This window comes from uncultured Reyranella sp. (genome assembly GCF_945957355.1).
Lineage (GTDB): Bacteria > Pseudomonadota > Alphaproteobacteria > Reyranellales > Reyranellaceae > Reyranella.
Genome location: NZ_CAMFKM010000004.1, coordinates 298,556 through 321,048, shown reverse-complemented (window position 1 = coordinate 321,048; position 22,493 = coordinate 298,556). Strand labels below are relative to the sequence as shown.

At 65.7% G+C, this 22,493-nt stretch carries 18 protein-coding genes; 2 read left to right on the top strand and 16 right to left on the bottom strand.

Features of this window, described 5'->3' with window-relative positions; genetic code table 11:
- Positions 1-29: 29 nt before the first annotated feature.
- The 4 genes from rpsB to Q0Q48_RS09330 all read right to left on the bottom strand — a co-directional run bounded on the left by rpsB (position 30) and on the right by Q0Q48_RS09330 (position 6,555).
- Positions 30-818 (bottom strand): 30S ribosomal protein S2, encoded by a 789-nt coding sequence (rpsB, locus tag Q0Q48_RS09345; RefSeq protein ID WP_295136866.1) that lies wholly within the window; start codon positions 816-818, stop codon positions 30-32.
- Between the two features lie 163 nt (positions 819-981).
- Entirely contained in the window at positions 982-2,001 is a 1,020-nt protein-coding gene (locus Q0Q48_RS09340) for a DUF72 domain-containing protein (protein ID WP_295136865.1), read from the bottom strand.
- Entirely contained in the window at positions 1,998-5,444 is a 3,447-nt protein-coding gene (dnaE, locus tag Q0Q48_RS09335; protein WP_295136864.1) for a DNA polymerase III subunit alpha, read from the bottom strand. The genes Q0Q48_RS09340 and dnaE overlap by 4 nt, the downstream gene beginning before the upstream one ends.
- Before the next feature lie 43 nt (positions 5,445-5,487).
- Complete coding sequence (locus tag Q0Q48_RS09330) at positions 5,488-6,555, bottom strand: alcohol dehydrogenase catalytic domain-containing protein (protein ID WP_295136863.1); 1,068 nt, start codon at positions 6,553-6,555, stop codon at positions 5,488-5,490.
- 87 nt (positions 6,556-6,642) lie between these two features.
- Between Q0Q48_RS09330 and Q0Q48_RS09325 the strand changes: the two genes are divergently transcribed.
- Positions 6,643-7,413: a helix-turn-helix transcriptional regulator gene (locus Q0Q48_RS09325; protein WP_295136862.1), complete on the top strand. Its 771-nt coding sequence runs from the start codon at positions 6,643-6,645 to the stop codon at positions 7,411-7,413.
- On the opposite strand, the gene Q0Q48_RS09320 is transcribed toward Q0Q48_RS09325, so the two are convergent.
- The 4 genes from Q0Q48_RS09320 to proS are packed head-to-tail and all read right to left on the bottom strand — an operon-like array spanning position 7,410 to position 11,981.
- Positions 7,410-8,093 (bottom strand): ABC transporter ATP-binding protein, encoded by a 684-nt coding sequence (locus Q0Q48_RS09320; protein WP_295136861.1) that lies wholly within the window; start codon positions 8,091-8,093, stop codon positions 7,410-7,412. The two genes, Q0Q48_RS09325 and Q0Q48_RS09320, sit on opposite strands and share 4 nt — an antisense overlap.
- Complete coding sequence (locus tag Q0Q48_RS09315; protein ID WP_295136860.1) at positions 8,086-9,345, bottom strand: FtsX-like permease family protein; 1,260 nt, start codon at positions 9,343-9,345, stop codon at positions 8,086-8,088. Before Q0Q48_RS09315 ends, Q0Q48_RS09320 begins: the two co-directional genes overlap by 8 nt.
- Entirely contained in the window at positions 9,338-10,648 is a 1,311-nt protein-coding gene (locus Q0Q48_RS09310; RefSeq protein WP_295136859.1) for a lipoprotein-releasing ABC transporter permease subunit, read from the bottom strand. Before Q0Q48_RS09310 ends, Q0Q48_RS09315 begins: the two co-directional genes overlap by 8 nt.
- A 19-nt stretch (positions 10,649-10,667) precedes the next feature.
- Entirely contained in the window at positions 10,668-11,981 is a 1,314-nt protein-coding gene (gene proS, locus Q0Q48_RS09305; RefSeq protein ID WP_295136858.1) for a proline--tRNA ligase, read from the bottom strand.
- A 152-nt stretch (positions 11,982-12,133) separates the two neighbouring features.
- Between proS and Q0Q48_RS09300 the strand changes: the two genes are divergently transcribed.
- Positions 12,134-13,426, top strand: coding sequence for an NCS2 family permease (locus Q0Q48_RS09300; RefSeq protein ID WP_295136857.1), 1,293 nt, complete (start codon positions 12,134-12,136; stop codon positions 13,424-13,426).
- 257 nt (positions 13,427-13,683) lie between these two features.
- On the opposite strand, the gene Q0Q48_RS09295 is transcribed toward Q0Q48_RS09300, so the two are convergent.
- The 8 genes from Q0Q48_RS09295 to nuoL are packed head-to-tail and all read right to left on the bottom strand — an operon-like array spanning position 13,684 to position 22,488.
- Positions 13,684-13,929: a DUF1467 family protein gene (locus Q0Q48_RS09295; protein WP_295136856.1), complete on the bottom strand. Its 246-nt coding sequence runs from the start codon at positions 13,927-13,929 to the stop codon at positions 13,684-13,686.
- A 12-nt stretch (positions 13,930-13,941) separates the two neighbouring features.
- Positions 13,942-14,346 carry a methylmalonyl-CoA epimerase gene (mce, locus tag Q0Q48_RS09290; protein WP_295136855.1) on the bottom strand — a complete coding sequence of 135 codons (405 nt, stop codon included), beginning with the start codon at positions 14,344-14,346 and terminating at the stop codon, positions 13,942-13,944.
- Positions 14,347-14,372: 26 nt separating this feature from the next.
- Positions 14,373-16,025, bottom strand: a complete 1,653-nt coding sequence (locus tag Q0Q48_RS09285; RefSeq protein ID WP_295136854.1) for a ribonuclease J — start codon at positions 16,023-16,025, stop codon at positions 14,373-14,375.
- The gene (locus tag Q0Q48_RS09280; RefSeq protein ID WP_295136853.1) at positions 16,022-16,792 is read right to left on the bottom strand and encodes a type III pantothenate kinase; all 771 of its coding nucleotides are present in this window, start codon (positions 16,790-16,792) and stop codon (positions 16,022-16,024) included. Before Q0Q48_RS09280 ends, Q0Q48_RS09285 begins: the two co-directional genes overlap by 4 nt.
- A 12-nt stretch (positions 16,793-16,804) precedes the next feature.
- Positions 16,805-17,539, bottom strand: a complete 735-nt coding sequence (locus Q0Q48_RS09275; protein ID WP_295136852.1) for a biotin--[acetyl-CoA-carboxylase] ligase — start codon at positions 17,537-17,539, stop codon at positions 16,805-16,807.
- Positions 17,536-18,978, bottom strand: coding sequence for an NADH-quinone oxidoreductase subunit NuoN (nuoN, locus tag Q0Q48_RS09270; RefSeq protein WP_295136851.1), 1,443 nt, complete (start codon positions 18,976-18,978; stop codon positions 17,536-17,538). Before nuoN ends, Q0Q48_RS09275 begins: the two co-directional genes overlap by 4 nt.
- A 19-nt stretch (positions 18,979-18,997) precedes the next feature.
- Positions 18,998-20,512: an NADH-quinone oxidoreductase subunit M gene (locus Q0Q48_RS09265; RefSeq protein ID WP_295136850.1), complete on the bottom strand. Its 1,515-nt coding sequence runs from the start codon at positions 20,510-20,512 to the stop codon at positions 18,998-19,000.
- An 8-nt stretch (positions 20,513-20,520) separates the two neighbouring features.
- Positions 20,521-22,488 carry an NADH-quinone oxidoreductase subunit L gene (gene nuoL / locus Q0Q48_RS09260; RefSeq protein WP_295136849.1) on the bottom strand — a complete coding sequence of 656 codons (1,968 nt, stop codon included), beginning with the start codon at positions 22,486-22,488 and terminating at the stop codon, positions 20,521-20,523.
- Between the last annotated feature and the right edge of the window lie 5 nt (positions 22,489-22,493).

Here is a 22,493-nt window from a genome sequence, read left to right as displayed (position 1 = left end):
CGTCTGTTTCTCTTCCATGAAGGGCCGGTTTACTCGGCCGGTGCCGCCTCGGCCGCCGGGGCCTCAGCGGCGGGGATCTCTTCGTCCGGCTGTTCGGCCAGCTCTCCGACATCACCGCCGGTGGCGGCGATTTCGGCGCGGATACCGTCGAGCACCGAACCCGCCATCAGGTCGCAGTACAGCGACACCGCGCGGATCGCATCGTCGTTGCCCGGGATCGGGAAGTCGATGCCGTCGGGATCGGAGTTGCTGTCGACCACCGCGACGATCGGAATGCCGCGCTTGCGGGCTTCCAGGACCGCGATCGACTCCTTGTTTGTGTCGATGATGAACAGCATGTCGGGCGTGCCGCCCATTTCCTTGATGCCGCCCAGAGACCGCTCGAGCTTGTCGCGTTCGCGAGTCAGATCGAGCTGCTCCTTCTTGGTGAGGCCGACGACATCGCCCTTCAGGCGCTCGTCGAGCTCGCGAAGGCGCTTGATGGATGCCGAAATGGTGTTCCAGTTCGTGATCATGCCGCCCAGCCAGCGGTGGTTCACGTAGTACTGGCCACAGCGCTTGGCGGCGTCGGCGACGCGCTCGGCAGCCGCCGGCTTGGTGCCGACGAACAGGACGCGGCCGCCGCTGGCCACGACGTCGCGCACCTGGCGCAGTGCCTGCTCGAGCAGCGGCACGGTCTTGGTGAGGTCGATGATATGCACCCCATTGCGCACCCCGAACAGGTACGGCTTCATCTTGGGGTTCCAGCGGCGCGTGTGATGGCCGAAGTGCACGCCGGCTTCCAGCAGCTGGCGCATCGTGAATGTCGGCATGGTCATGCCGTTCTCCTTTTCCGGTTGAGCCTCCGCGGGCGTCGTCCCCAGGATGGGAACACCGGAGCGAGCGCCGGGATGTCTCCCCGTCGACCGCAAACCCGCGTGCGAAGTGGCGCGTTTCTAGTGGGTTGCCGCCGAAAATGCAAGTGGCAATGAAATCAAAGCCTTAGGTGACCAATTTGGCGATTTCCCGAGCCAGTTCGAGGACCGACAGCGGAGCGCTGCCCTCGGCCTTGTTGTTGGCCGTGATCCAGACCTTGCGGCCCGCCTTGAAGGCTGTGGCGGCCATCCGCGCCAAGGTCCGGCGGGTCTCTCCGTCTTCGTCCACGAGCCTGTCGAACGGCTCGTAGCGCTGCTTGGCCGCCTGGTAGAGAAAGCCCCGGTGCAGGTTCCAGCGTACCACCAGCGGCCCCGGTTCCTCGCCGTCCAGGGCCCTGAGCGCTGCCTCCTGCCGTTCGACCTCGGGCATCCGGTCATGCAGGCCGACGCAATAGCGGACCCCGGTCCGGGCCAGCATGCGCATCAGGCGCGGCGTCAGTAGCTCTGGATTGCGCAGCTCCAGCGCATAAAGCGGCCTGTGTGGGCCGATTTCCCGAGGCAGCGCCGCGAAAAAACGTTCCAGGCGCTCGACAAAGAGAGAGGCGTCCTCGACCAGGCTGCGCGGCAGCGGCGAGATCTGGAACACCAGCGGCCCCGCCTTGGCCTCCAGTCCCTCCAGGCAGGGCAGGACGAACTCACGAGTGGCGATCACAGCGTCGAGGAAGTGCGGATTGGGCACCTTTCCCCTGCCCTCCTCGTTACGCATCACTGCATCGCAGACGATCGCCGGCGCCTTCACGACGAAGCTGAAATGTGCCGGAACCTGGCCGGCGTAGCGCGCATAGTCGACAGCCGAGATCGGTGCGTAGAAGGTCCGGTCGAGGCTGACGGTCCGCAGCAGCGGAATCTGGGCGTAGGCCTCCAGCCCCTTCCGGCTGAGCGTCACCTGCGGATGGACGCCGTCATAGACCAGGCTGCGCCAGCCGGGAAAGAACCACGACGATGTGCCGAGCCGGATATCCACCGGGAGCAGCGGCGCTTCGAGCAGCGGCGAATCCCTTGCCGGCCTGACATCGCCCGCCCCCGAAGCCCGCCGCCTGGGCGGCGCAGCGGTCGCAGTTTCAAAGAGCCCAGGCTGGCGGCTCAAATTTCCTCGACATTTTCGACGCCCTGCAGGCTGCCGATCGTGTCGCGCAGGCCGCCAGCGATCGAATAGGTGCCGGGCAACGTGATCTCGGCCTCGGAGTCTTCCGGCATCGGCACGACGAGGGTGACCTTTCCGCGCCCGCGCTTTCCTTCCAGCGCCTTGCGCAGGGCCTCGAGCGCCATGGGATCCGTGATCACGATGCGCAACCCCGCTGCGGAGTTCGCGACGGCATCCTCGAGCTTTTCCACCGACTGGGCCGTGAGCTTCACCTGCTCGCCATCCAGGCGGCCGTCGACCGAGATCAGGATCGCCTGTCCCGCCTCGAGAATGTTGCGCTTGGAACTCAGCAATTCGCTGAACATGACGCATTCGAAGGCGCCGGACTGATCCGAGCACTGCAGGAAGGCGAACCGGTTGCCCTTCGCCGAGGTTCTCTCCATCCGGTCGATGACCGTGCCCGCGAGCTTGATGCGGCCGGGCGTCCCGCGCGCCAGCAGCGCCGGCAGGTCGGCCGCGCGGCTGACGCCCAGTCGCAGCAGGCTCTTCTCGTAGGAGGCCAGCGGATGCGACGAGAGATAGAAGCCGATGGCGGCGAACTCGTTCTGCAGCCGCTCCATCGGCGCCCAGTCCGGCACCTTCGGCAGCTGCGGGCGGCGCTGGGCGGTGTCGTCACCGAACAGGTTGTTCTGGTTGCTGCCGCGCGATTCATGCGTCGCCTGCGAATGGCGGGTCAGTGCCTCGACAGCCGCGAAGGTCTGGGCGCGGTTCTTGTTCAACGTGTCGAAGGCCCCGGCCTTCACCAGGCTCTCCAGCAGGCGCTTATTCAGGACGCGCTGATCGAGCCGTTCGGCGAAGTCAAACAGGTCCCTGAACGGGCCGTTCTCCTCGCGCTCCTCGGTGAGCCGGCTCATCGCTTCCTTGCCGACGCCCTTGATGGCGGCCAGCGCGTAACGAATCGCCTTCTTTCCGTCTTCGGTCTTCTCCACGGCGAACTCGGCCGTCGACCTGTTCACATCGGGCGGCAGCAGCTCGACGCCGATCTTGTCGAGGTCGCGCCGATAGCCATTGAGTTTTTCCACGTTGCCCATGTCGAGCGTCATCGTGGCGGCGAAGAATTCGACCGGATGATTGGCTTTCAGGTAGGCCGTCTGGTAGCAGACCAGCGCGTAGGCGGCGGCATGGCTCTTGTTGAAGCCGTAGCCCGCGAACTTGTCGACCTGGTCGAAGATCGATGCGGCCTTGTCGGCCTTGACGCCATTCTTCTCCGCGCCTTCGACGAAGCTCGCGCGCTGGGCGTCCATCTCGGCCTTGATCTTCTTGCCCATGGCGCGGCGCAGCAGGTCGGCGCCACCCAGCGAATAGCCGCTGAGCACCTGCGCGATCTGCATGACCTGCTCCTGGTAGATCATGATGCCGTAGGTCTCCTTCAGGATCCCTTCCAGCAGCGGATGCAGGTAGTCCGGCTCCTCCTCGCCATGCTTGCGCTTGATGTAACTCGGGATGTTCTCCATCGGGCCCGGCCGGTAGAGCGCCACCACTGCGATGATGTCTTCGAAGCGGTCGGGTTTCATCTTGCGCAGCACGTCGCGCATGCCGTTACCTTCGAGCTGGAACACGCCCGATCCGTCGCCGCGGCAGAGAAGTTCGAAGGTCTTTCGATCGTCGAGTGGCAGCTTCGCGATGTCGATCTGGTCGCGCCCAATGAAGTCCCAGGCCTTCTCGATCACGGTCAGGGTCTTGAGGCCGAGGAAGTCGAACTTCACCAATCCGGCCGTCTCGACCCATTTCATGTTGAACTGGGTAGCCGGAAGCGATTCCTTGCTGTCGGTATCGCGGAACAGCGGCACGAGCTGGTCGAGCGGGCGGTCTCCGATCACGACGCCTGCAGCATGCGTCGAGGCGTTGCGGAACAGGCCTTCGAGCTGCAGCGCAAGGTCGATCAGGCGCTTGATCTCCTCGTCGACGTTGTACTGCTCTTTCAGCAGGTCCTCGGTTTCCAGCGCCTTGGCCAGGGTCACCGGATTGGCCGGATTGTTCGGCACGAGCTTGCAGATCCGGTCGACCTGCCCATAGGGCATGCCCAGCACGCGGCCGACGTCGCGTAGCACGGCACGGGCCTGCAGCTTGCCGAAGGTGATGATCGCGGCGACCCTGTCATGGCCGTATTCGTCACGCACGTAGCGGATCACGCGGTCGCGCTTGTCCTGGCAGAAGTCGATATCGAAGTCGGGCATCGACACGCGCTCAGGGTTCAGGAACCGCTCGAACAGCAGGCCCCAGCGCAGCGGATCGAGATCGGTGATCTTGAGCGACCAGGCGACCAGCGAGCCGGCGCCGGAGCCGCGGCCCGGCCCCACCGGTACGTCATGGTCCTTTGCCCACTGGATGAAGTCGGCCACGATGAGGAAGTAGCCGGCGAATCCCATCTTCTCGATCATGTCGAGTTCGTAGGTCAGGCGCTGGGTATAGCGCTCGAAGCTGATGGTCTCGGCCAGGCGACCGAGCGTCCTCAATTCCTCGAGTCCGGTCTTCGCGAGGTCGCGCAGCGCCTCGCCCTCGCTACGGCCTTCGAGCTTGGTGTAGCGCGGCAGGATGGGCTTGCGCGGCGTCGGCATGTAGGCGCAGCGCTGGGCGATCACAAGGGTATTGTCGCAGGCCTCGGGAATGTCCGAGAACAGGCTGCGCATCTCGGCCGCCGACTTGAAATAGTGCTCCGGCGTCAGGCGGCGGCGATTGGGATCGTCGATATGCGCCCCCTGCTCGATGCAGAGCAGCACGTCGTGCGCCTCGTACATCGACTTCTTCGGGAAATGCACGTCGTTGGTGGCGACCAGTGGGAGATTGCGTTCGTAGGCGAGGTCGACCAGCGGGCCCTCGATCCGCCGTTCCACATCCTCGCCATGGCGCTGCAGTTCGACATAGAGCCGGCCCTCGAACAGGCTCTGCAGGCGGTCCAGCAGGTGGGCGGCGGCGGGCGTCTGGCCGGCGGCCAGCAGGCGCCCGACGCTGCTGCCGGCGCTGCCGGTCAAGGCGATGAGCCCTTCGGTCGATCCTTCGAGGTCTGCCAACGGCAGGGCTGCGACGGAGCCTGTCTTGAATTCGAGATGGGCGCGGCTCACCAGCCGCATCAGGTTGAGATAGCCCTGCTCGCTCTGCACGAGTAGGGTCAGCCAGTCGATGGCCAGGACCTTGCTCGCCGTGGCGACGCCCCCCTCTTCCTCGCGCCGGATGCCGAGGTCGCAGCCCACGATCGGCTGGACACCGCCCTTTGCGGCGTATTGCGAGAATTCGAGCGCGCCGAACAGGTTGTTGCGGTCGGTGACGGCAACCGCCGGCATCTCCGCGTCCTTGGCGAGCGAGACGATCTTGTCGACCTTGTTCGCGCCTTCGGTGAGCGAATAGGCGGAACGAACCTTTAGATGGATGAAATCAGCGAGGGGCACGCCCTACTATGGCTCCCGCATCTTGTGGAAAACGAGGCGAGAATCAGGGGCGGACCACTGTCATCTTGAACGGGCCGGCGTCCGCTGCCGCGTGCGCCACGGCCTCGTTGATCCGATCCAGCGGAAATTCGGTCACCCCGATGCCGTCCAGCCGGATCTGGCCCGAGCGCACCATGCCGACCAGGCGCCCGACCGCGTCGCGCGGGTACATCCATTGCCCCCGCACCTCGATGCCATATCGCATCATCCAGGCATAAGGCAGCGCCACGTCTTCGCGAATGCCGCCCATCAGGACGACGCGGCCGTAGGGCCGGACGGCCAGGGCGGCCGCGCGGACCCAGCCCTGGCTCGCTTCAGGCGGCAGCAGGTCGAGCACGATGTCGATCGGACCGCCTGCCGCCTGCTGCATCCGCCGGCGATCCTCCTCCTCGTCACCGCTCATCTTCACGGTCCGGACGCGCTCGCCCAGACGGCTCTCGAGGTCGGCCAGTACCTGCGGGTTGCGGCCGGTGGCGACGATACGGGCCGCGCCCATCGCGACTCCCATCGCCACGCCTCCGCTGCCGAAGGCACCCGTCGCCCCGTTCACAAGCAAGGTCTCGCCCGCCCGCAGCCGCCCGGCCAGCAGCCCTCCATACGGCACCAGCAGCCGGCCCAGCCCGAGCCAGCGGCCGGCCTCGGCCGGCTCAATGGCGCCGATCGGCACGGCATTCTCGGTCGGCACGCGCACCTGCTCGGCAAAGGCGCCGTCGTGGTAGTAGCGCTGCAGGCGATACGCCGCTTCGCTGCCGGCCGTCAGTCCCTGGAGGATGATGTCGGGTGCCACCGCGTCGTCGCGCCCGCGGACGGTCGGATCGATGAATACCCAGTCGCCGATGGCGAGCCGTGTCGCGTCCGGTCCAATGGCCCGGACGCGCCCGATGCCGCCCGAGCCCGGCACGATCGGAAGCTCCAGAAGGTAATTCCGCTTTCCGCTGAACACGTCGCGCGCATAGGCAAGCACGTTGGCGGCAGCGACATCGACGATCACCTCGCCCGTACCCAGCACGGGATCGGGCACGGTCTCGACGCTGAGCGGTGTGCCAAGCGTCTTGAGGACAGCTGCTTTCATGGGTCACCTCGTTCTCGGGATGGCGCATTCTGACGGGTCGGCCTAGTCTCAATCAGACCTGGTATTATCCTAGGATTGAAAAGACCCATGGACAGACGACGCAGCGAACTCGGCGATTTCCTTCGCTCGCGGCGGCAGCGGCTTCGACCCGAAACGGTCGGCCTACCGGCGACGCGACGGCGTCGCACGCCCGGCTTGCGACGCGAGGAAGTGGCCGAGTTGGCAGGGATCGGCGTCGACTGGTACGTGCGGCTCGAACAAGGCCGCGACGTCAATCCGTCACTGACGACGATCGACGCCATCGCCAGGGCGCTGAAGCTCGGTGAGAGCGAGCACAACCACCTGCGTTCCCTCGCCCGCCACGGCGACCGCCGCGCCTTCGCCAAGGAGACGGTGCCCGAACCGGTGCGACGGGTGGTCGAGAGCCTGCCGCATCCAGCCTATGTCATCGGCCGGCGCTGGGACGTCCTGGCCTGGAATGAGGCGGCTGCGGAGATCTTCGCCTGGGGACGCATTCCCGAGGAAGACCGCAACACCTTGCTTTGTGTGCTGACCAACCCGGTCACACGCCGCCTGTTCGGCAGCGCCTGGGAGGACGAGGCGCGGCGCATGGTGGCGCAGTTCCGCAAGGCGCATGACCTGTGGGCCGGCGATCCGGCCTTCGTCGAACTGCTCGACCGGCTTTACAAGGGCAGTGCCGAGTTCGCCAACTGGTGGAAGGCGCACGACATTCGCGACGGTACCGCCGGCATCAAGAAGATGACGCATCCGAAAAAAGGCATGCTCCGCTTCCAGCATGCCTCGTTCCAGTGCAATGACGATCCGGCGTTGAAGCTGGTGATCTACACGCCGGCCTAGAAATGGATGACGCCGTCCCGCAGGGTGACCGTGCGGTCCATGCGGGCGGCGAGCTCCGGATTATGGGTGGCGACCAGGGCCGCCATGCCGGTCTCGCGAACCAGGGTCAGCAATTGCTGGAACACCGTCTCGGCGGTTGATGAATCGAGGTTGCCGGTCGGCTCGTCGGCCAGCAGGACGCGCGGCGCGTTGGCGACGGCGCGAGCGATCGCGACCCTCTGCTGTTCGCCGCCCGACAGTCGTCCCGGGCGATGATCCAGCCGGTCGCCGAGCCCCACCATGCCGAGGAGATCTGCCGCCCGCGTGCGCGCCGTGCCGCGCGCGACGCCGTTCAGCATCTGCGGCAGCATCACGTTCTCGACGGCCGAGAATTCCGGCAGCAGGTGATGGTACTGGTAGACGAATCCCAGGAACTTGCGGCGCAATCCCGTGCGCTCCTTGTCGGCCATGCGAACCGTCGGCTTGCCGTCGACGGCCACCTCGCCCTCGTCCGGCCGTTCCAGCAGGCCCGCGATGTGTAGAAGGGTCGACTTGCCACTACCCGACTGGCCGACAAGGGCCACGATCTCCCCGGGATGCAGGTCGACCGACACGCCGCGCAGCACGTCGAGCCGCCGGCCGCCCTGGACGAAGGTGCGGCGGATGCCCTGCAGGACGAGCGGCTTGGTCGTGTCACTCATGTCGCAATCCTTCGACCGGTTCGACCCGGGTTGCCCGCCATGCCGGATAGGCCGCCGCAATCAGCGAAAGCGCGATCGCGACGACGATGATGAAGACCACCTCGGTGGGATCCACCCGCACGGGCATGGACGTGATGAAGTCGACCTCGGCCCCGGCGGTACCGGAGCCGCCGGTGACATCGGCGAGCGCCCGGCCGATCGCCGGCATGTTGGCGCAGAGCAACAGGCCCAGCGCCGTTCCGATCGCCGTACCGACGACGCCGACCGCCGCAGCGGACATGAAGAAGGCGCGCACGATCGTACCCGGCCCCGCGCCCATCGTCCGCAGGATGGCGATGCTGCCGCGCTTCACTCTCACGAGCATGGTGAAGCTCGCGACCACGTTCATGGCGGCGACGACGACGATCAGGGTCAGGATGATGAACATCATCACCCGCTCGACCTGCAGGGCGCCGACGAAGCGGGCGTTGAGGCCGAGCCAGTGCGACACGCGGAGATCGTCTCGACCGAGCGACTGGCGAAGCTCCTGAGCCATGCGCGGTGCGGCCTGCGGATCCTTGATGAACAGGTCGATCGAACTCACGGTCTCCTTGCCGTACTCGAGATTCTCCTGCAGCACCCCCAGCGGAATGAAAACCAGCGAGCTGTCGAATTCGTAGCGACGGGTCATGAAGCTCGCGAGGATGTCGTAATCCATGTAGCGCGGCGCGATCGTCCCGCTCTCGTTCAACTGGTGGGTCACCACGGTCAGCGGCTCGCCCACCCTCACCTGCATCTGCTGCCGCAGCCTTTCGCCGATCACCACGCCGGGCTTGGGGCCGAACTCCGCGAGATCGCCGAAGATGATGTTCTTCGCGACGATCTCGCGACTGAGCAAGTCCTCCCGGCGTACGCCCCGAAGCTGTGCGCCGCGCGTCTGACCGTGCCCTGTCACCAGGGCCTGTCGCTCCAGGGTGAGACGTACCGCCTCGACTCCCGGGACCTCCTTGAGCCTGGCGAGCAGATCGGGCGTCGCCTGAAGGAGGCCGCCGCGGGCAGCGATGATGACGTGTCCGTTCATGCCGATGATCCGACCCAGGAGCTGCTCACGGAAGCCGCCCATGACCGACATGACGGCGATGAGGGTGCCGACGCCCAGCGCCACGCCGATCAGCGAGAACATCGCAATGAAGGACACGAACCCTTCGCGCTGGCGCGTGGCGAGGTAGCGCCAGGCCAGCCACCTTTCTACGGCAGGCGCCCGCTCACTCACGGCGCAGCCCCTCCACAGGATCGAGGCGCGACGCGCGCAGTGCAGGATAAAGCGAGGCCAGCAGCGCGAAGGCCACCGCCATTACTGCGATGCCCGCGACCTCGCTCCATTCGATCTGCGACGGCATCTCGGCCAACAGGTAGAGCGTCTGATCGAACAGCACGATATCGAAGGTCTGCTGCAGCCACTGCCGGATCGCCTCGATGTTGCGGGCGAAGGCCAGCCCCAGCACGACCCCCAGCACGGTGCCGGCCCCGCCGATCGCCAGCCCGTCCAGCAGAAAGATGCGCATGATCGCGGCGCGGCTGGCGCCCATGGTGCGCAGGATCGCGATATCGGCCGTCTTGGTGCGGACCAACATGACCAGGCTGGAGACGATGTTGAAGGCCGCGACGATGACGATCATCGTCAACACCAGGAAGATCATGTTGGTCTGGGCGACCACCGCCGAGAAGAAGCCGGCATTGGCCTGGAACCAGTCGAAGACCCAGCCCTCCGTCCCCACGGCCTGCATGAGCAGGTGGCGCGTCGCCGCGGTCGAGGCCTTGTCGGACACGAACACCTCGATGCCCGTGACGTTGGGCCCGAGATTCAGCATGTGCTGGGCATCCTGCAGCGGCGCATAGATGAAGTTCGAGTCGTAGTCGTACATGCCGGTGCAGAAGATGGCCGCGACCTTCACGGCCGCGGACCGCGGCATCACGCCGAGCGGCGTCTCGACCGACACCGGCGAGACGAGCTGGAGCCTGTCCCCGACTTTCAGGTCCATGAGATCCGCGAAGCGCCGGCCGACAATCACCGTGAAGTCGTCGCCGAATCCCTTGAGGGTTCCCCAGTCGATCGCCTTGTCGTCATCGGCCTTGCAGAGCGCGCGATAGCGTTCCCGGTTCTCCGGCGTGCCCTCGATCGCCGATGCCAGCGGCGCCCGATTGCGGATATCGTCCGGCCGCATGCCGCGCAGCACGACGCCGCGCACGCGGTCGCCGGCGACGGCCATGAGGTTGCCCTCGGCCGACGGCGTCGCCGACTCGACGCCGGGCACGGCCGTCATGCGCTTCAGGAGATCGGGTGTGGCGTCGAGCCCGCCGCGGTTGGACTGGACGCCAAGCTGGCCGCTGATGCTCGACATCTGCCGCAGCATCTCGACGCGAAAGCCGTTCATCACGGACATGACGACGATCAAGGTGCCGACGCCCAGGGTGATGCCGATCAGCGAGAAGCCGGCGATCACCGAGATGAAGCCCTCGTCACGGCGGGCCCGCAGGTAGCGGAAGGCGATCAGGCGCTCGACGGCGAAAGCCATGAAAGAGCCCTGCTCCCCTTCAGACGAACCGCGCGAGAACCTGTTCGGGCGGCAGCTCCTCGCGGGCGCCGGTCTTGCGGTTCTTGACCTCGACCTTGCCGGCCGCCAGCCCCTTGGGGCCGACGATGACCTGCCAGGGGATGCCAATCAGGTCCATGTCGGCGAACTTGCCGCCCGGCCGCATGTCGCGATCGTCGTGCAGCACGGCGACGCCCTTGGCGGCAAGCGCGTCGTACAGCTTCTGGCAGGCACCGCCGACCGCTCCGTCATCGGGCTTCAGATTGACGATCGCTACCTTGAACGGCGCCACCTCCTCCGGCCAGACGATGCCGGCATCGTCATGGCTCGCCTCGATGATGCCGCCGACCAGGCGCGAGACGCCGATGCCGTAGGAGCCCATCTCGACCGTGATCTGCTCGCCACCGGGGCCGGCGACGACGGCGTTCATCGGCTTCGAGTACTTCGTCCCGAAATAGAAGATGTGCCCGACCTCGATTCCGCGCGCGGCCAGGCGGTCTCCCTCCGGCAGCGCCTCGAAGGCCTTGGCGTCGTGCATCTCGTCGGTCGCCGCATAGAGCGACGTCCACTCGTTCACGATACCCTGCAGGTCCGACGAATAGTCGATCTTGCGGCTAAGGATGTCCTTGTCGACCAGGCCCTTGTGGCAGAACACCGCGCTCTCGCCGGTCTCCGCCAGGATGATGAACTCATGGCTGAGATCGCCACCGATCGGACCGGTGTCGGCGCGCATCGGAATCGCCTTCAGGCCCATCCGGGCGAAGGTGCGCAGGTAGGCCACGAACATCCTGTTGTAGGAATGGATGGCGCCGGCCTTGTCGACGTCGAACGAGTAATTGTCCTTCATCAGGAACTCTCGGCCGCGCATCACGCCGAATCGCGGGCGGACCTCGTCCCGGAACTTCCACTGGATGTGATAGAGATTCTTCGGCAGGTCTCGATAGCTCTTCACGCCGTCGCGGAAGAGGACCGTGATCATCTCCTCGTTGGTCGGACCGTAGAGCATCTCGCGGTCATGGCGGTCCTTGATGCGCAGCATCTCGGGCCCATAGGCGTCGTAGCGGCCGCTCTCGCGCCACAGATCGGCCGACTGGATGGTCGGCATCAGGACTTCCTGGGCGCCGGCCCCATCCTGCTCCTCGCGGACGATCCGCTCGATGTTGCGCAACACACGCAGGCCAAGCGGCAGCCAGGCATAAATACCGGCGCTGGTCTGGCGGACGAGGCCGGCCCTGAGCATCAGCCGATGCGAAACGATCTGCGCTTCCGACGGAGTCTCCTTCATCGTCGGCAGAAAGTACTGGCTCATGCGCATGCTGAATCGGTCCTCGGTCGGGGTATCGCGGTGGCGGCGGACTGTAGGGAACGGGTCGGCCAAAGGCAAACCGGGGCGGTTCAGCTGGCTATTCACAGCCATGTGCCCGCACAATTGTACGCACACTGGGCGCGACTTTCCGGGGGAGCGGGATGCTGGAGCGACTTTTCAGGCTGAGCGAGAACAACACCAACGTCCGGACCGAGCTGGTGGCCGGCCTCACGACGTTCCTGACCATGGCCTACATCGTCTTCGTCAATCCGGCGATCCTCGCCGAGGCGAAGATGCCATTCGGCGCCGTCTTTGCCGCGACCTGCGTGGCGGCAGCCATCGGCTGCTTCCTGATGGCGTTCCTCGCCAACTATCCAATCGCCCTCGCTCCCGGCATGGGACTGAACGCCTACTTCGCCTTCGGCGTGGTCGGCGGCATGGGCTACAGCTGGCAGGTGGCGCTCGGCTGCGTGTTCATCTCCGGCATCATCTTCCTGATTCTCAGCGTGTTGCCGATCCGCGAATGGATCGTCAATGCGATCCCCAAGTCGCTGAAGATGGCGATTGCAGCGGGCATTGGCCTCTTCCTGGCGCTGATCGCCATGAAGAACGCCGGCATCGTGGTCGGCAATCCGGCGACACTGGTGGCCCACGGCAAGATGACGAGTTGGCCCGTGGTCATGGCTGTCCTGGGCTTTGCCATCATCGTCGCCCTCGAGCATCGGCGCGTCATGGGCGGCGTGATCATCGGCATCCTCATCGTCACCGTGCTTTCGATCCTGACGGGACATCAGAAGTTCGCCGGCATCTTCGACCTGCCGCCTTCCATCGCACCTGTCTTCCTCCAGATGGATCTTGCGGGGGCGATGCAGGTCGGGCTGGTGACCGTCGTCTTCGCATTCCTTTTCGTCGACCTGTTCGACAATACCGGCACGCTGATCGCACTCGCCCATCGCGGCGGATTCATGCGCCCCGACGGCACCGTGCCGCGCCTGCGCGGCGCACTGATCTCGGACAGTGCTGCGGCGATGATCGGAGCGGCCGTCGGTACGTCGACGACCACGAGCTACATCGAGAGCGCGTCGGGAATCAACGCGGGCGGCCGGACCGGGCTCACCGCCGCAGCCGTGGGTGTGCTGTTCCTGTGCGCCCTCTTCCTCGCGCCGCTCGCGGGCTCGATTCCCGCTTATGCGACAGCACCGGCGCTGCTCTACGTCGCCTGCCTGATGGCGCGCGGTTTGACAGAGATCGAATGGGCCGACATCACCGAGGCGGCGCCCGCCGTGATCACCGCGATCGCGATGCCCTTCACATTTTCGATCGCCGACGGCATCGCATTCGGCTTCATTTCATACGCCGGAATCAAGCTCGCCGCCGGCCGGTATCGGGACATCCATCCGGCGGTGGCGATTCTCGCTGTTCTCTTCGTGATCAAATACGTGGTCATTGGATGAACAGCGAAATCGTGCGGACATTAGTTTGTGCTCGAACAAGCCTACCCTTGAAGATTCTTTTGCCGGGCACCACTGGATCGAAAGAAAAGGTCTTGGCAACCGGCTGGCGGCACGCTACACAGCCTGAGCCTTGGGCACAGTCCGGGTTTAGGGAGGAGAGCGGCGCAAGCCGCCTACGACGAGTTTCGGGGGTAGAGGACGGCGGACCATTGGTCCGCCGTTTCCTTTTTGGCGCGAAAAGCCCGTGATCTGGCGGGTCAGGACCCTTCGAGCCGCCGGAAGCTCAGCAAGTCGAGCTGGTAGAATCCATAGAAGGCAAGCCACAGGACCGCTGCGAGAATGGTCGTGATGATGGCCTTGCGCAGCAGTTCCGGCCGCTCCGGAGCGCCCCGCTCCTGCCCCTTGCCCGGATTTTCGACCCGCCGGACGCCCAGCGGCAGCACCATGAACAGCGCGATCCACCAGATCACCAGATAGACCATGATGCCGGTGGCCCAGCCCATGGCGGACGCTCCTCAGACCTGCTCGAGTTCGATCAGCGTGCCGGTGAAGTCCTTGGGGTGCAGGAACAGCACGGGCTTGTCGTGGGCACCGATCTTGGGCTCGCCGTCGCCCAGCACGCGCGCACCCTGCGACTTCAGCTTGTCGCGGGCCGCATAGATGTCCTCGACCTCGTAGCAGACATGGTGGATGCCGCCATCGGCGTTGCGGGCCAGGAAATTGGCGATTGGCGACTTCTCGCCGAGCGGATGCAGGAGTTCGATCTTGGTGTTGGGCAGTTCGACGAAGACCACCGTGACGCCATGCGCCGGCTGTTCCTTGGGGGCGCTCACCTTGGCGCCCATCACGGTGCGGTAGAGCTCGCTCGCCTTGGCCAGGTCGGGCACGGCAATCGCGATGTGGTTCAGGCGTCCGATCATGGTCTTCTCCGGCGGCTGCGCGACCTTTAGATGCGGACGATGTGCACGTCCGTCAACGGCTTCTTGCCGAGGTGCGCCCGCACGACGCGCCGCACGGCCTGGCGGGCCGCCTCCTCGATGCGCCGGTCGTCCGAGCGTTCGGCCGTGTTGAGGTCGGCCAGCATCTCGGAGAGCGCGTCCACGATGGCCTCCTCCAGTTCGCCTTCCTCGTCGTCGATGCCCCGCAGAGAGACCTTGGGAGGCGCCAGCGGCTTGCCCCTCTTGTCGATCACCAGGGTCGCCGCCGCCGCGCCGTTCCACAGGAGCTTGCGCCGTTCGCGCAGCGATTCCCCGTCGAGCGGGATCAATCCATCGCCGTCACGTGCCAGTCGCCCGGAAAAGACATGGTCGATGATCTCGGCTGGCCCCGGGGCCAGCCGTACCAGCGTTCCGTTGGGTGCCACGATCGTCTCGGGCACCTGACAGGCTTTGGCCAATTCCGCGTGCTCGATCATGTGCCGGACCTCGCCATGGACCGGCAGCGCGATCCTGGGGCGGACCCACTGATAGACCCGCACCAGCTCGTCCCGGGCCGGATGGCCCGACACGTGGATCTCCGCCTCGCGGTCGGTGATGACCTTCACGCCGCGGGCCATGAGCGCATTCTGCAGGCGGCCGACCGAATGCTCGTTCCCGGGAATGACCCTGGAGGAGAAGATCGCGGCGTCACCCGCCTCGAGAACCAGGTCGCGATGCTCGCCACCCGCAAGCTTCGACATGGCGGCGCGCGGTTCGCCCTGACTGCCGGTGCATATGAACAACACCTTGTCGCGCGGCAGGTAGCCTGCCTGCTTCTCATGTACGCACTCGGGGAAATCGAGCAGGTAGCCGCATTCCTGCGCAGCCTCGAGCATGCGCGTAAGCGCGCGGCCCGACAGGACCGGGTGGCGGCCCGCCGCGACCGCGGCGAGCGCGATGCTCTCGACCCGGGCCAGGTTGGAGGCGAAGCAGGTCACGGCCACCCTGCCCTTGTGCCCCTGGACGAGCCTTTCGAGGTTGGCACGGACCTTCGATTCCGACCCCGCCTCGCCCTCGACGAAGACGTTGGTGCTGTCGCAGACCATCGCGAGCGCGCCCTCGTCGCCGATGCGCTTCAGCATGGCCTCATCCGTGAGGTCGCCCAGCAGCGGCTCGGGATCGATCTTCCAGTCGCCGGTATGGAAGACCGTGCCGAACTTCGTGCGGATCGCCATCGCGTTCGGCTCGAGGATCGAATGCGTCATGGTGATCATCTCGAGCTCGAACGGCGCGAGATTGAACTTGCCGCCGAGCGGGATCTCGGTGACCGGCACCACGTCGCGCAGGCCGGCGTCGATCAGCTTGCGCTTCAGGACCGAGGCCGCGAACGGAGTCGCAAAGACCGGCGCCTTGAGCCGCGGCCACAGGTCCGAGACGGCGCCGAGATGATCCTCATGCGCGTGGGTCAGGACGATCCCGACGAGGTCGTCGCGGCGCTCCACGATGAACTCGGGATCGGGCATCACCACCTCGACGCCGGCCATCGTGCTGTCGGCGAAACCGATGCCGAGATCGACCATCAGCCACTTGCCGGCCGTGCCGTAGAGGTTGAGGTTCATGCCGATTTCGCCGGCCCCGCCAAGGGCCAGGAACAGCAGCTCTTCGTCCGACGGAATCGTCATTCGCGGTTGCGCCGCCAGATCTCCAGCAGGCCGAGCGACATCAGATCGGGCTCGATCGCGTCGAACAGGCCAATCTCGTCCTTGAACACGCTGGCGAGGCCACCGGTGGCGATCACCTTCATGGGCTCGCCATACTCCTCGCGGATGCGCTTGATCAGGCTCTCGATCAGGCCGACATAGCCCCAGAAGATTCCGGACTGCATGTTGGCCACGGTATTCTTGCCGATCACGTGGGCCGGTTTCTCGACGCGAATGCGCGGCAGGCGCGCGGTCATCAGGTAGAAGGCCTCGATCGTCAGCTCGACGCCCGGCGCGAACACGCCGCCGATGAAGTTGCCGTCCTTGTCGGCAAGATCGAAGGTTGTGGCGCTGCCGAAATCGATGGTGATCAGCGGCCCGCCATACTTGGTGTGGCCGGCGATGACGCCGACGAGGCGGTCGGCGCCCGCCTCCGCCGGGCGGTCGATCAGCACCTTGATGCCGAGATCGCAATCGGGCTCGCCGACGATCAGGAGCTTGCTGTGGAAGTAGTTCTCGCAGAGGCGCCGCAGGTGCGGGTTCACCGCCGGCACCACGCTGGCCAGGATCGCACCCTTGATCGACCTGGGGTCGAAGCCCTGCAGATGCATGAGCTGCGTCACCCAGGCGGCGTATTCGTCGGACGTGCGCTTGGCCTCGGTGCGCAGGCGCCATGCGGCGACGATCCTGTCCTTGTCGAACACGACGAACTTCGAGTTGGTGTTGCCGACATCGATGGCAAGCAGCATCCCGCCCCCTCCTCAGGCCGCGCGGCCCAGCAATTCGCCCGACACGATCTTTCGCGGCCCCTCCGCCGTATCCAGCAGGAGGGCGCCCTCTCGGTCCAACCCGGCGAAGCGGCCCCGGACCAGCCCCTCGCCCAGCCGGACGTCGACCTCGGCACCCAGCGGCCCCGCCTTGGCCAGCCATTCCCCTCGGGTGGTCTCGAATCCGTCCCGCCGCCACTGCGCCAGCCGTGCCGCGAGCGCGCGCGTCAGTCCCTCGAGCGCCGCCTCGACCGTCCCGCCCAGTGCCGCGCCGGGATAGCGCATCTCCGGAAGCTCTGGTGCGAAGGTGACGTTCACGCCGATGCCCGCCACGACATGCTCGACCAGCCCGTCCTGGCCAATGGCACTCTCGAGCAGGATGCCGGCGACCTTGCCGCCGTCGACCAGCACGTCGTTGGGCCATTTCAGGCGCACAGTGCGGTCCGGCGGCACGAGGTCGCCCACCGCGAGGGCCGCGACGAAGCCCAGTTCGGCGGCGCGCTGCGCCATACAGGCGGGCCGCAGGATCGTGGTGCTGTAGAGATTGCCGACAGGCGACGCCCAGTTGCGGCCGCGGCGCCCGCGGCCCCCGGACTGCTCCCGCGCCCAGACGACGGTGCCCTCGGGGGCGCCGGCGTCGGCCAGGCGGATGGCCTCGTCGTTGGTGCTGCCGACGCTGTCCAGCGCCACCAGCGTCCACCCGTCCGGAAGGACGGGTATCGCTGTCACTGGAAGAGACCCTTGGCGGCCGCTTCGGCGATCAGGCTGAGGGGCTGGGGGACCAGCGAGAACACGGCGATCAGGAAGGCCGCCACCAGCGCCACCACGCGATTGATGCCGAAGGCCGGTCCGTCGATCGCCTCCGCCGGCTCGTCGAAGTACATCACTTTGACGATGCGCAGGTAGTAGTACGAGGCCACCACCGAGGCGAGAACGCCGAGCACCGCCGGCACAAACAGCTTGGCCTCGACCGCGGCCATGAAGATGTAGAGCTTGCCCCAGAAGCCCGCGAGCGGCGGAATGCCGGCCAGCGAGAACATGAAGATCAGCATGCCGAGCGCCATCATCGGCTGGCTGCGCGCCAGGCCCGCGAGGTCGGAGACCTGCTCGACCATGATGTTGCGGCGCTTCATCATCAGGATGGTGGCGAAGACGCCGAGCGTCATGACCAGGTAGATCGCAAGATAGAAGACCACCGCCTGGATGCCCTTCTCGGTGCCGCTCGCGACGCCCAGCAGGATGTAGCCGACGTTGCCGATCGACGAATAGGCCATCAGGCGCTTGATGTTCTGCTGGCGCAGCGCCGCGAAGGCACCCAGCGCCATCGAGAGCACCGAGGCCACGACGATGATCTGCTGCCACTGCGCGAACAACGGCTTGAACGGGCCCACCAGCACCGAAACCAGCAGTGACATGGCAGCGATCTTCGGCGCCACCGCGAACAATGCGGTGACCGGCGTCGGCGCGCCCTCGTAGACGTCGGGCGTCCACATGTGGAACGGCACGGCCGAAACCTTGAAGGCGAGACCGGCGACCACGAACACCAGGCCGATGATCACGCCGATTTCAGTCGCGCGGCCATCGGCCAGCGCACCGGAGATCTGGACGAAGGCCGTGCCGCCGCAGAAGCCGTAGATCAGGGACGAGCCGAACAGCAGCATGCCCGAGGCGACGGAACCCAGGACGAAGTACTTCACGCCCGCTTCGGTCGACCGCACGCTGTCGCGCTGGAAAGCGGCGATGACGTAAAGGGCCAGCGACTGCAGCTCGAGGCCGACATACAGGGCCATCAGGTCGTTGGCCGAGATCATCAGCATCATGCCGAGCGTCGCCAGGGCGACCAGCAGCGGATACTCGAACCGCCACGCCTTGGCCTGCTCGAAGTATGCGCGCGACATCAGGATGGCGACCGCGGAGCCCACCAGCACCATCGACTTCATGGTCGCGGTCAGCCGGTCGACGATGAACAGCGAGGAGAAGGCCGTGCCTTCTCGATACGGCAGGAACAGCAACGCCGCCGTCACCAGCAGGGCGACCGAGGTCGCGGCGGACACGAACGGCGTGGCGATCTCGCCACGCACGACACCGTAGACCAGCAGCAGCGCCGTTGCCGCAGCGAGGAAGAGTTCGGGCCGGGCCAGGGTCCAGTTTTCGAGACCGACGATCATGTTCATTACTCCCGGCCGCTCACGGAACCAGAGCCGCGGTGCGGGCGAGTTTCAAGGCGGCCTGGTAGTCGCCGATCAGCTTGTCCACGGCCGGTGCCATAGGATCGAGGAAGGAATTGGGATAGACGCCCATCCAGATCGTCAGCAGCACAAGCGGCAGGAAGATCGCGATCTCGCGCCGGTTCATGTCGAGGATGCCCTTCAGCGAGTCCTTGGTGAGTTCACCGAAGATGATCTTGCGATAGAGCCACAGCGCGTAGGCGGCGCCCAGGATCAGGCTGGTCGCGGCCAGGAACGCCACCCAGGTGTTGGCCTTGAAGGCACCCAGCAGGACCAGGAATTCGCCGACGAAGCCGGACAGGCCGGGCAGTCCGACGCTCGCCAGGGTGAAGAACAGGAATGTGAAGGCGTAGCGCGGCATGCGATGCACGAGGCCGCCATAGGCTGCGATCTCGCGCGTATGCATGCGGTCGTAGACCACGCCGACGCAGAGGAAGAGCGCGGCCGACACGATGCCGTGGCTCAGCATCTGGAAGATCGAGCCCTGGACGCCCTGCATGTTCATGACGAAGGCGCCGATCGTCACGAAGCCCATGTGGGCGACCGACGAATAGGCGATCAGCTTCTTCATGTCCTCCTGCACCAGCGCGACCAGCGAGGTGTAGATCACGGCCACGATCGACAGGCCGAAGACCAGCGGCGCGAAGTACTGCGTCGCCTCGGGGAACAGCGGGATCGAGAAGCGCAGGAAGCCGTACCCGCCCATCTTCAGCAGCACGCCGGCCAGGATGACGGAACCCGCGGTCGGGGCCTCGACGTGCGCATCCGGCAGCCAGGTGTGGACCGGCCACATCGGCACCTTCACCGAGAACGAGGCGAAGAAGGCCAGCCACAGCCAGCACTGCCAGGTGAACGGCAGGTCGAGCTTCTCCATGACCGTCGGCAGGTCCGTCGTGCCGACCTGCCAGTAGACGGCGATGATCGCCAGCAGCATCAGCACCGAGCCGAGCAGCGTATAGAGGAAGAACTTGAAGGCCGCGTAGACGCGCCGCTTGCCACCCCAAACGCCGATGATCAGGAACATCGGAATGAGGACGCCTTCGAAGAAGATGTAGAACAGCGTCAGGTCGAGCGCGCAGAACATGCCGACCATGAAGGTCTCGAGCACGAGGAACGCGATCATGTATTCCTTGACGCGGACCTTGATCGATTCCCAGCTCGCCAGGATGCAGATCGGCGTCAGCAGGGTCGACAGCAGCACGAAGAACAGCGAGATGCCGTCGATGCCGGCATGGTAGCCGATGTTCAGCGCCGGTACCCAGGCGACCTTCTCCTCGAACTGGAAGCCGGCCTTGGTCGGATCGAAGCGGATCCACAGGAGCAGCGAGATCAGGAAGGTCGCGAGCGTCGTGACGAGCGCCACGCTGCGGCAGTTGCGATCCACGGCATCCTTCGGGCCGTTGACGATCAGGCAGAACAGCGCTCCCACCAGTGGCAGGAACGTGACGAGGGAGAGGATGGGCCAGCTCGACATCGGGGGCCTTACCTCGCCGATAGCATGAAATAGGTGACGAGACCGGCGACGCCGACCAGCATCACGAAAGCGTAGTGATAGAGGTAACCGCTCTGGAAGCGCATCAGGATGCCTGCCATGTCCTGCGCCCGAGCGGCGACGTTGTCCGGTCCGAGCCCGTCGATCGTGGCGCCATCACCCTTCTTCCAGAGGAAGCGGCCGATCGCCAGCGAAGGCTTCACGAACACGGCATCGTAGAGCTCGTCGAAGTACCACTTGTTGTAGAACAGGGCGTGCAGGCCGGGGAACCGCTTCACGGTGCGGTCCGGCAGGTCGGTGCGGACGACGTAGTAGCAGTAGCTGAGCACGATGCCCGAGATCGCCAGCACCAACGGCAGCAGCTTCACCCACAGCGGCACTTCGTGGGCGTGGTGCAGAACCTCTTCCGTGGCCTTCACCGCGAGGGAATGGCCCCAGAAGGCATGCCAGTCGTGGCCGACGAACCAGTCGTAGCCAACGAGCCCCGAGAAGGCGGCGCCGATGCCCAGCACATAGAGCGGGATCATCATGACCATCGGCGATTCATGGGCGTGATCCCAGGTGTGATGGTCCCCGCGATACTTGCCGTAGAAGGTCATGAACATCAGGCGGGTCGAGTAGAACGCGGTCATGAAGGCGGCAATGACACCCAGCCAGAAGGCGATCAGGCCGACCGTCGTGTGAACGCCGAAGGCCGACTCGAGCATGATGTCCTTCGAGTAGAAGCCCGCGAAGCCCAGGCCGTTGCCCAGGATGAACGGAATGCCAATGCCCGATAGCGCGAGCGTACCGACCCACATCAAGATGAAGGTCTGGGGCGCCTTCTCGCGCACGCCACCCATCTTGCGCATGTCCTGCTCGTGATGGAGGCAGTGGATCACCGAGCCCGAGCCCAGGAACAGCAACGCCTTGAAGAAGGCGTGCGTCGTGAGATGGAACATGGCGGCCGAGTAGCCGCCCACGCCGCAGGCGAAGAACATGTAGCCGAGCTGGCTGCAGGTCGAATAGGCGACGACCCGCTTGATGTCGAACTGGGTCAGGCCGACTGTCGCGGCGAAGAAGGCCGTCGCGGCGCCGATCAGGGTCACTACCGCGGAGGCGGTCGGCGCCAGCTCGAACAGCGGCGACAGGCGGCAGACCATGAAGACGCCGGCGGTGACCATGGTGGCCGCGTGGATCAGCGCCGAAACCGGGGTCGGGCCTTCCATCGCGTCCGGCAGCCAGGTGTGCAGGCCGAGCTGTGCCGACTTGCCCATCGCGCCGACGAACAGAAGGAGGCAGGCGGTCTCGAGCGCCGGCAGGTCCATGCCGAGGAACTGGATGCGCATCTGCGCCATCTGCGGCGCCTTGCCGAAGATCTCCTCGAACCCGACCGAGCCCGACAGCATCCAGACCGCGAAGATGCCCAGCGCGAACCCGAAGTCGCCGACGCGGTTCACGATGAACGCCTTCATCGCGGCGGCGTTGGCCGACGGCTTGTCGTACCAGAAGCCGATCAGCAGGTAGGACGCGAGGCCCACCCCTTCCCAGCCAAAGAACAGCTGCACGAGGTTGTCGGCCGTCACCAGCATCAGCATGAAGAAGGTGAACAGGCTGAGATACGCCATGAAGCGCGGGATGCTGGGATCTTCCTCCATGTAGCCGATGGAGTAGATGTGGACCATCGACGATACGCCGGTGACCACGATCAGCATGACGGCAGTCAGCGTGTCGACCCGGAGCGACCAGGCGATGTCGAGGGTCCCCGAATCAATCCAGGAGAAGAGCTTCACGACGATCAGCTTCTCGGGTCCGAAGCCGATCTTCACGAAGACGAAGACCGAGAGGGCGGCCGCGATCAGCAGCGCCGCGCAGGTCACGATCTGCGCCGGGCGAGCACCGATCACGCGGCAGAAGAGGCCGGCGATCGCCGCCGCAAGCAGCGGCAGGAAGACGATGAGCTTGATGGCGAGATCCATGATGA